12 protein-coding genes and 1 tRNA gene are annotated in these 9,266 nt (G+C 66.6%); 6 read left to right on the top strand and 7 right to left on the bottom strand.

All coding sequences use genetic code 11. From position 1 onward, the window contains the following. Positions 1–157 precede the first annotated feature (157 nt). From IEW02_RS21990 to IEW02_RS21970, 4 genes are all read left to right on the top strand, one after another. The gene (locus tag IEW02_RS21990) at positions 158–937 is read left to right on the top strand and encodes a DUF8548 family protein (RefSeq protein WP_188547059.1); all 780 of its coding nucleotides are present in this window, start codon (positions 158–160) and stop codon (positions 935–937) included. Between the two features lie 528 nt (positions 938–1,465). Beyond that, a tRNA-Leu gene (locus tag IEW02_RS21980) sits at positions 1,466–1,549 on the top strand. 59 nt (positions 1,550–1,608) lie between these two features. Next, on the top strand, positions 1,609–2,001 hold the full coding sequence (locus IEW02_RS21975) for a transcriptional regulator (RefSeq protein WP_188547057.1): 393 nt from the start codon (positions 1,609–1,611) through the stop codon (positions 1,999–2,001). Then, positions 1,998–2,363 (top strand): DUF3817 domain-containing protein, encoded by a 366-nt coding sequence (locus tag IEW02_RS21970; RefSeq protein WP_188547056.1) that lies wholly within the window; start codon positions 1,998–2,000, stop codon positions 2,361–2,363. The genes IEW02_RS21975 and IEW02_RS21970 overlap by 4 nt, the downstream gene beginning before the upstream one ends. A 62-nt stretch (positions 2,364–2,425) precedes the next feature. Here IEW02_RS21970 and rdgB read toward each other — a convergent pair whose 3' ends face one another. The 7 genes from rdgB to clpS all read right to left on the bottom strand — a co-directional run bounded on the left by rdgB (position 2,426) and on the right by clpS (position 7,348). Further along, the gene (gene rdgB, locus IEW02_RS21965) at positions 2,426–3,031 is read right to left on the bottom strand and encodes an RdgB/HAM1 family non-canonical purine NTP pyrophosphatase (protein ID WP_188547055.1); all 606 of its coding nucleotides are present in this window, start codon (positions 3,029–3,031) and stop codon (positions 2,426–2,428) included. Then, positions 3,024–3,776 (bottom strand): ribonuclease PH, encoded by a 753-nt coding sequence (gene rph / locus IEW02_RS21960; RefSeq protein WP_188547054.1) that lies wholly within the window; start codon positions 3,774–3,776, stop codon positions 3,024–3,026. The genes rdgB and rph overlap by 8 nt, the downstream gene beginning before the upstream one ends. A gap of 111 nt (positions 3,777–3,887) precedes the next feature. Continuing rightward, on the bottom strand, positions 3,888–4,646 hold the full coding sequence (locus tag IEW02_RS21955; protein ID WP_188547053.1) for a cyclic nucleotide-degrading phosphodiesterase: 759 nt from the start codon (positions 4,644–4,646) through the stop codon (positions 3,888–3,890). A gap of 46 nt (positions 4,647–4,692) precedes the next feature. Next, a complete protein-coding gene (locus IEW02_RS21950) occupies positions 4,693–5,322 on the bottom strand; it encodes a rhomboid family intramembrane serine protease (protein WP_188547611.1) in 630 nt (209 codons plus the stop codon). 63 nt (positions 5,323–5,385) lie between these two features. Further along, positions 5,386–6,444, bottom strand: coding sequence for a P1 family peptidase (locus IEW02_RS21945; RefSeq protein ID WP_229746228.1), 1,059 nt, complete (start codon positions 6,442–6,444; stop codon positions 5,386–5,388). Next, a complete protein-coding gene (gene aosR / locus IEW02_RS21940) occupies positions 6,441–7,028 on the bottom strand; it encodes an oxidative stress transcriptional regulator AosR (RefSeq protein WP_188547051.1) in 588 nt (195 codons plus the stop codon). The genes IEW02_RS21945 and aosR overlap by 4 nt, the downstream gene beginning before the upstream one ends. A gap of 14 nt (positions 7,029–7,042) precedes the next feature. Continuing rightward, entirely contained in the window at positions 7,043–7,348 is a 306-nt protein-coding gene (gene clpS, locus IEW02_RS21935) for an ATP-dependent Clp protease adapter ClpS (protein ID WP_188547050.1), read from the bottom strand. A gap of 62 nt (positions 7,349–7,410) precedes the next feature. Between clpS and IEW02_RS21930 the strand changes: the two genes are divergently transcribed. Then, a complete protein-coding gene (locus IEW02_RS21930; RefSeq protein ID WP_268236773.1) occupies positions 7,411–8,709 on the top strand; it encodes a nicotinate phosphoribosyltransferase in 1,299 nt (432 codons plus the stop codon). Then, on the top strand, positions 8,706–9,257 hold the full coding sequence (locus tag IEW02_RS21925) for an isochorismatase family protein (protein WP_188547048.1): 552 nt from the start codon (positions 8,706–8,708) through the stop codon (positions 9,255–9,257). The genes IEW02_RS21930 and IEW02_RS21925 overlap by 4 nt, the downstream gene beginning before the upstream one ends. The last annotated feature ends 9 nt before the right edge of the window (positions 9,258–9,266 follow it).

The raw sequence follows: 9,266 nt of genomic DNA, 5'->3' as shown, positions 1-9,266 counted from the left end.
CAGGCCGGGGTCCGATCAGGGGTGGCCGAACTCGAGGAATCCCTCGAGTTCATCGTTACGCTTTCGTTATAAACAGTTCTGTCGTACCCGGCGTTTACCTTGACCCCAGTATCGAACATACGTTCGATACTGGGGGTTCCGAACAACAGGGGGAAGCATGACCATCACCGACATCTCGAACGCAGAATTCGATACGCGTTCCGAGCCGTGGGACGACTCCGAACCGATCGATACAGAGCTGATCGATACGGAGCTGATCGATACAGAGCTGGTCGATACAGAACCGATGGACACGGTGGAGCTCGTGGCCGCGAACATCACGGCGGCGATGCCGAAAGACTCCTGGCCGTTCTGGTTCGACGGGTGGCCGGGCGAGATCGAGGCCGCCGTACTGGACGCGGTGTTCTCCGCACGCGCCACCTACGGGACCGAGACGACCGGCGTCCGCAAAGTCGTGGCGGCGTGGCGAGCGAGCCGGGGCACCGAACTCGACAACCTCGACGGGTTCACCCGCATCGATTCCGAGGAACTCGTCGACGCACTCGGAAATCGGCAGCGAGTGGCCGGCAACTACACGACGAAAGCCGAGGCAGCGCGTCTCGTCGCGTCGGCGCTGATGGAGGTGGGCGTGCACCACGCGTCGGACGTCGACGGATCGGAAGCGCAGAAAGCCGCCTTCACCTCCGTTGCGGGCGTCGGACAGATGTCCTGGGAGTGCTTCCTCGCGGTCCTCGACGTCGTCACTCCCGAGTCCGAGGCCATGATCGCGGCGTTCGTTCGCCGGGCCGTGGCCTGGGAAGACGTGGACGTCGACGCGGAACTCGCCTCTGCCGCAGCCCTACTCGACTGCAGCACGACTACGCTCCGGCACAGCATCTGGCGGTATCAGCGCAAGCAGGCGCGGCCGCGGAGAATGACGCAACCACTGGACGACTGATCGCAGTCGTTCGATGAAGTACACCGAAGAAGTACTACGCGAAGCGGTGGACCAGTCGAACAGTATCGCCGGGGTGCTCAGGCACCTCGGCGTTCCACTGTCGGGTGGCTCTCACGCTCACATCAGTCGACGGATTCGGCGGTTGGAAATCGATACGTCGCACTTCACAGGTCAGGCCCATCTGAAAGGCAAGTCGTCCAGCAATCGCCGGACTGCGGCCACTATTCTGATTCGTAGGGCTCCGGGCTCTGCAAGAGCGAAGCCGCATCATCTCCGGCGCGCAATGCTCGAGTCCGGCGTCGTCGAGGAGTGCGCTCTCTGCCGACTAGGCCCGGCGTGGATGGGCGAACCACTTCGCTTGCATGTGGATCACGTCGACGGGAATCCTCTCGACTGCAGACTGGTCAATCTTCGCTTCCTGTGCCCCAACTGCCATAGCCAGACTCCGACCTGGGCGGGGCGGAACAGGTCCCGGTCCACTGCGAGGACGAAGTCGAGCGCGGACGAAGTGGGGTAAATTGCCAGTACGCGCGAGTGGCGGAATGGCAGACGCGCCACACTTAGGATGTGGTGTCTTAGGACGTGGGGGTTCAAGTCCCCCCTCGCGCACCACGATCTACCTCTCTACGACGTGCCGTCGTTCACACTCGCCGATCCGGTACCGTCGAGGTGTGGCAACGACTGCGAAGAGACGCCGACCAGCGCTGATCCTGCTGGTCGTCTCCGCGTTCGCCGTGTGCTTGATCCTCGGCTGGTGGCAGCTTCAGCGGTTCGAGTCGTCGTCGGGCACCGGCCAGAACCTCGGATACGCGCTGCAGTGGCCACTGTTCGCCGGTTTCGTCGTCTTCTTCTATCGGCGGTTCGTTCAGCTCGAAGACGGTGACGAAGATGCGGTCGCTGTATCGGAGGACGAGCCGAACGAGATCCCCGACGGAGTTCTCCCCGAGCGCCCATCCTTCGCGAACTACGTGGACACGATCGACGATCCCGAGTCTCGCCAGCTACTGGAATACAACACCTATCTCGCAGATCTGAATCGCGAGAGCGACAGGAGCACTTCGTGAGCACGGCTGACACCCCGTCCAAATCGGTTGTCCTGCAACCACGTATCGCCTCTGCGCTCACCCGCTACCGGGTTCTGGCCTACATCACAGGCGTGTGGCTGCTCGTGTTGACCGGTGAGATCATCTACAAGTACGTCATTCTCACCGACAGCAGCACCGCCCCGAGCTGGTTGTTCTACATCGGTCAGGCCCACGGGCTCTTCTACATGGTGTACCTGGTCTGCACGATCGACTTGGCGATCAAGGCGCGATGGAAGCCCGTGACCATCATCGGCGTGGCCCTCGCCGGAACCATTCCGTTCCTGTCCTTCGTCGCCGAGCACTACGTCACCAAGCGAGTGCGGGCCGGCGTCAAGCTCTGACCGATTAGAGCGACCGGGCTGCACTTCTGTACAAGCAGGTAGCACCCGTGCACGACTGAAATCTAACCGACCCAGTCCCGCAGCGACGGCACCAACTGCCGCAACGCCCGCCCGCGATGCGAGGCGGCGTCCTTCTCTTCCGGGGTGAGTTCGGCCGCCGAGCGGGTGTCACCGTCGGGCACGAAGATCGGGTCGTACCCGAAACCGCCGTCGCCCTTCGGTTCCCGAGCGATTGTGCCGCGCCACTCCCCTCGCACCACGAACTCGCGACCGTCGGGCAACACCAGCGCGCACGCCGAGACGAATCCGCCGCCGCGTCTGTCGCCGGGTACGTCCGCCAGTTGCGCGAGAACGAGTGCGGTATTCGCCGCGTCGTTCCCGTGTGTTCCGCTCCATCTCGCCGACAGCACGCCGGGCATTCCACGGAGTGCGTCGATCTCGACACCGGAATCGTCTGCGACGCATGCCATCCCAGTTGCAGCAGCACCATCGCGCGCCTTCGCCAGCGCATTCTCTTCGAAGGTTGCGCCGGTTTCGGGGGCTTCCGGAAACGGCGGCACCGTGTCCAGGCCCACCAAGGTGATCCCCTCGACGCCGGCGACACCGAGGACCCGTTCCAGTTCGCGCAGCTTCTTCGCGTTGCGACTAGCGACCAGGAGGTCAGGCACCGGGCAGAACACCCGGGTACGGCTGCGCCAGTGCTGCTCGCTGAACCTCGAAGAGCTGCTCGCACCCGGCGAGTGCCGAGTCCATCATCTTGTCGAGGGTCGAGCGGGAGAACGTTGCGCCCTCGGCGGTGCCCTGTACCTCGACGAGCGTGCCGGTGTCGGTGGCGACGATGTTCATGTCGACCTCGGCGCGCGAGTCCTCTTCGTACGGCAGATCGAGGCGGACGCGACCGTCGACCACGCCGACACTCACGGCAGCAATGGCACAGGAGATGGGCTGGGGATCGGCCAGGCGATTGTGCGCTCGCAGGAACGTCACTGCGTCGGACAGGGCGACGAACGCCCCTGTGATCGCGGCAGTGCGAGTGCCGCCGTCGGCCTGCAGAACATCGCAGTCGAGCGCGATGGTGTTCTCACCGATGGCCGCCAGGTCGATGCACGCGCGCAGCGACCGTCCGACCAGACGACTGATCTCCTGGGTGCGCCCGCTGACCTTGCCCTTGACCGACTCTCGGCTGTTCCGGGTGTGCGTCGCGCCCGGCAACATCGCGTACTCCGCGGTGAGCCACCCGAGCCCGGAACCCTTGCGCCAGCGCGGAACACCCTGCTCGACGCTCGCGGTGCACATCACCCGGGTGTTGCCGAACTCGACCAGAACCGATCCGGCCGGATGCGAGGTGAAACCGCGCGTGATGGTGATGGTGCGGAGTTCGTCGTCCGCCCTGCCGTCTTCTCGTGTGGACACGGCGCAAGCCTAATCGGGTCAGGCGGGCAGGCCGGAGGCCGGTCGGAATTCAGGCGGGCAGGCCGGAGGCCGGTCGGAATTCAGGCGGGCAGGCCGGAGGCCGGTCGGACGTCAGACGTCGAAGACGTCCCCGGGCGACACTGCGTGAACGGGGCCGTCGAACGCCGCTTTCGCCTCGGCGATGACGTCCTCTCGCGATGTCCACGGGGGGATGTGTGTGAGGAGCAGCTCACCGACGCCGGCCGACGCGGCCAGCTCACCGGCCTCGGTTCCGGAGAGGTGAACGCCCTTCGGACGATCCGCCGCATGCGTCCAGGACGCCTCTGCGAGCAGCACGTCGGCACCGGCGGCCAGTTCGCGCACCGACTCGCACACACCGGTGTCGCCCGTGTAGGCCAGCACTTTGCCGGTGTCGCTCGTGATCCGCGATCCGTACGACTCGGGCGGGTGATAGACCTGCCGAGTCAGGATGCGCAGCGCCCCGAACTCGATGACACCGCCGTCCTGCAACTGCCGGAGATCGAGGGTGTCCGACATGTCGTCGATCCGTCCGCCGCACTCCGCCGAGGCGACACCGAGCCGGAACGCAGTGTCCGTCGGCCCGTAGACGATGGCTCGCCCTTCCGGGCGAGCGGGACCGTAACGACGCCACACCAGAAGCCCGGGAACGTCGAGGCAGTGGTCCGCATGCAGATGCGAGAGCAGAACAGAGACCGAGCCGGGGTCGGCGTAGCGCTGCAGCGCACCGAGAACACCGGGCCCGAAGTCGAGTACCAGCGGCGGTGTGTCCGGAGCCCCGAGCAGATATCCGGACGCGGGTGAGTCCGGTCCGGAGACGCTTCCCGAGCATCCCAGAACGGTTAGACGCATGGCTGCCATGCTGCCAGAGAAGGTCCCGCCAAACGAAAGAACGCGATCATCGAGGCGCGAGCGTCGCACTGTCGCCGGTACGCCGAGCACGGCGCACGTCCGACGCGAGAACCCACGCCGCGATTACACCGCCCACCGCTCCGAACAGGTGCCCCTGCCAGGAAATACCTTCCTGACCGGGCAGGACTCCCCACAACACGCTTCCGTAGACCAGGAGCACGAGGACACCGAGCAGCAGCTGCAGCAGGCTGCGCGTGAACACCCCGCGCACGATCAGGTACGCCAGCCAACCGAAGACCAGCCCCGACGCACCGACGTGAATGCTCAAGGCGCCACCGGTCAACCAGGTCCCGAAACCGCCCACGATCCAGATCACAGCGGTGGCCGCGAGACCGCGGCCGATGCCCGACATCATGACGACGAACCCCAGCACCAGGATCGGTCCGGTGTTCGCGAACAGGTGGTCCCAGCCGTGGTGGAGAAGCGGCGCGAACGCAATGCCCCTCAGACCGTCGACTTCGCGCGGCTCGATTCCCGCGTTGTCCAGACGCAAACCGGTCGCGACGTCGACGGCTTCGATGACGTAGAGCAGGGCGACGAAGGAGGCGGTCAGCAGACCGGCGCGTAACCACAGCGGGCGCGTACTGTTTTGCGCGGCCCGCTCGGGCACCAGCATTCCCGTCGACGGATCGATCATCTGTGCTCACCCTTCTCCCGGTATCGAATGTACCGCCACGCGTCAGCGGAAGACCGACGGAAAGACCTCGCGATAGGTCGGGATCGACGCCACCGGGCTCGCGGCCAGCACGGCCTTGACGATCGCCCGTTCGACCACCGGCGCCACCGCCCGGCACACGGCGTCCATCAGACGCAGGTCCGCCGCCATCATCGGGTTCGCCCGATCGTCGGCCGGGACCGTGGCCATCGCTGTCGCGAGAGCGAAGATCGTGTCGCCGTCGAGCGGTGAGTGCGCCGGTCGGACGGCCCGCGCCAAACCGTCGTGCGCCGCCACCGCCAAGCGGCGGCACCCCGCTGCCGTCAACGGCGCATCGGTCGCAACCACGCCGATCGTGGTGTTCAGCGACGTGTCCTTGTCGGTCAGAGTCGCCGCCGCGGCGACCTCAGCGGGCGTCGGGGCCGACCCGACGAAGCCCTGGCCCCAGAGCATCCCCGTCGACGGGTCGAACACCGATCCCACCGGGTTGCACACCATCAGCGCCGACACGGTCACACCCGCTGCGGGCCCCGATTCGATCACCACGCTGGCACTCCCGACGCCGCCTTTGAGCACCCCGGCCCTGGCAGCAGTTCCGGCCCCGACGGAGCCGAGGGCGAAGTCCTCGGCCGCCGCGTCCGCGGCCAGGTAGCCGAATTCCGCCGTCGGCCGGACCGCCCAGTCGCCGACGGGCAGATCGAAGACGACGGCGCCGGGGACGATCGGGACGACGTACCCGGCCCGTCCCATCGGCACCCCGCGCCCGTGTTCTTCGGACCACCGCATCACTCCGTCTGCGGCGGCCAGGCCGTACGCGCTGCCGCCGGTGAGGAGGATCGCGTCGACCTGTTGGACCGAGTGCGACGGGTCCAGCAGGTCGGTTTCGCGTGTTCCGGGTCCACCGCCGCGGACGTCCACCGCGGCAGTGGTGCCGACTGTCGTGAGTACGACCGTGCATCCCGTTGCGCTTCCGGTGCCGACGTCGGATTCGGTGGCGACGGTGACGTCGCGATCCAGAACGTGGTGATGGCCCACGAGCAGCCCCCGTACGTCGGTGAGCAGATCGCGACGCCCGGTGGTCACGGCATCAAGGCTTGGACCAGCGAATCCTGCATCCACGTCAGCCAGTGGTAGACGTCGAGGTGCGGCGCACGCGGATCGTCGGCCTCGAACGCGTCGGGTGTGTCCGCCTCGATACCCAGCGTGGTCCCCAGGGCGAGCCGCACGTCGTTGAGCGCGGCGAGCCAGGCGTCCGCCTGCTCCGGAGTCAGCACAATGCGGCCACCGTCCGCGGGGAGGGTGTCCAGAACGACGGCCCCGGCGGCGCGTTTGGCGTCGATGATGTCGGGCTCGTGGATGCTGCGAAGCGCACCGTTGAGGTCGGCTTGCTCGGCCAACTCCAGCTCGGGGTCGGACGCGTCGGCGCCCTCCGGGCGGTGGAAATCGGGGAGTAGGCGAGCCAGCGTCGGGTCGGTCGGTGCGCTCGTGTTGCCCGATCGGATGCCGGTGAGCTCGGCGAGGTCGTCGACGGGCGACTGCGCCGATCGTTGTTCGAGGAGTCCGCCCACGGACGACACCAAGGACCTCAGAACTGCGGCTTCGCGGGCGTCCATCTCGGACCTGAATTTCGGGCCCCCGAGGCCGCTCCGTCGACTCCACGTGCGCACGTGCGAAAACCCCTCTACGTATCGTGCTGCATGGTCGCCCACAGGCCGGCGGCATGGAGGCGCTGCACGTCGAGTTCCATCTTGTCGCGGGCACCCGACGAAACCACCGCTTTGCCTTCCGAGTGCACCTGCATCATGAGCTCGGTGGCCTTGGGTTTGCTGTAGCCGAACAGCTTCTGAAAAATGTAGGTGACGTAATGCATGAGGTTCACCGGGTCGTCCCACACGATGGTGACCCAGGGCTTGTCCTCGGCGACGTCTTCTTTCACCGCCGCCGATTGCGTCGGCGACGCTTCCGGAACGGCCGTGGCAGTCGACATGCAAACCAGGGTACGACGTGACCTCGGGCGAAGAGAACCCCGCATCCGTACAGTCTCCTCTCGTGACCTCCACGGCGCTGTTCACCGACCAGTACGAGCTGACCATGTTGTCGGCTGCACTCCGAGACGGTTCCGCGAGCCGCCGCAGCGCCTTCGAGGTGTTCGCGCGCCGGCTTCCGGACGGACGACGCTACGGAGTCGTCGCGGGCACCGGCCGCTTCCTGGACGCGCTCACCCGCTTTCGGTTCGGTGAGAGCGAATTGTCCTCTCTCGCAGTGTTCCTCGACGAGGTGACGTTGGAATGGCTGCGCGACTACCGCTTCTCGGGCGACATCGACGGCTACCGCGAGGGCGATTTGTACTTCCCGGGCTCCCCCATTCTGTCGGTGCGCGGCACCTTCGCCGAATGCGTGATCCTCGAAACGCTGGCCTTGTCGATCTTCAACCACGACAGCGCAGTCGCGTCCGCGGCAGCCCGAATGGTCGGCGCCAGCGCCGGCCGCCCCCTCATCGAGATGGGCTCTCGACGTGCGCACGAGGAGGCAGCCGTCGCCAGCTCGCGCGCGGCGTACATCGCCGGGTTCGCAGCGACGTCCAATCTCGAAGCCGTTCGGCGGCACGGCATTCCCGGCGCCGGAACCAGTGCGCACGCCTTCACCCTCCTGCACACCACAGCGGCCGGACCGGACGAAGCGGCCGCGTTCCGCAGTCAGATCGACGCGTTGGGGGTCGGTACCACTCTTCTCGTCGACACCTACGACATCACCGACGGTGTGGCCACGGCCGTATCCGTCGCCGGACCGGAACTGGGCGGGGTCCGCATCGACTCCGGCGATCTCGGCGTACTCGCCCGTCAGGTGCGCGAACAGTTGAACGCACTCGGTGCCGAGAACACCAAGATCGTCGTGTCGGGCGACCTCGACGAGTACGCCATCGCGTCGCTACGCGCCGAACCCGTCGACACCTACGGCGTCGGAACGTCCGTCGTGACGGGGTCGGGCTCCCCGACCGCCGGCATGGTCTACAAACTCGTGGAGGTCGACGACATCCCGGTGGCCAAGCGCAGCAGCCACAAGGAATCCCGCGGCGGGCGTAAGCGCGCGTTCAGGGTGTCCCGGCACACCGGCACGATCGTCGAGGAGCTGGTACAGGGTGCGGACGACACCCCGCCGACGACCGCGGAACACCTCGTTCGGGAACTGTCGATACCACTCGTTCGCGGCGGCGATCAGGTGCCCGAACTGCCGACCCTGTCCGACGCACGGACCCTCGTCGCCGACGGTCTGCGGTCGCTGCCGTGGGAGGGCCTGGGTCTCTCCCAGGGAGACCCGGCCGTACCCACCGTATTCTCGGCCCGATGACCACTGCATTGCTCGTCGTCGACGTACAGAACGACTTCTGTGAGGGCGGCTCGCTGGCCGTCACGGGAGGCGCACGCGTCGCGCAGTCCATCACGGAGTTGCTCGCCGCCGGTACCTACTCGGTGGTGGCCGCGACCCGCGACCACCACATCGATCCGGGCGCGCACTTCTCCGACACCCCCGACTTCGTCGACAGTTGGCCGCCGCATTGCGTCGTCGGCACGCCGGGTTGCGACTTCCACCCCGACCTCGACACGAGCACTGTTCAGGCCGTGTTCTCCAAAGGCGAGTACGACGCCGCGTACTCGGGGTTCGAAGGGTCGTCCGAGACCGGGGTCGCTCTCGACGTCTGGCTCCGAGAGCAGGGAGTCGATGCCGTGCACGTCGTGGGTATCGCCACCGACCACTGCGTGCGCGCCACCGCGCTCGATTCGGCGAAGGCCGGTTTCGACACCACCGTGCTGACCGAATACTGCGCGGCGGTGTCACCGACGAACACGCCCACCGTCCTCGGGGAGTTGAACGAGCGCGGGGTTCACATCTCCTGACGCAGTAAC

Source organism: Rhodococcoides trifolii (assembly GCF_014635345.1).
Classification (GTDB): Bacteria; Actinomycetota; Actinomycetes; order Mycobacteriales; family Mycobacteriaceae; genus Rhodococcoides; species Rhodococcoides trifolii.
Note: the sequence above shows the minus strand (reverse complement) of the source record. Positions and strands in the feature narration are given on the sequence as shown.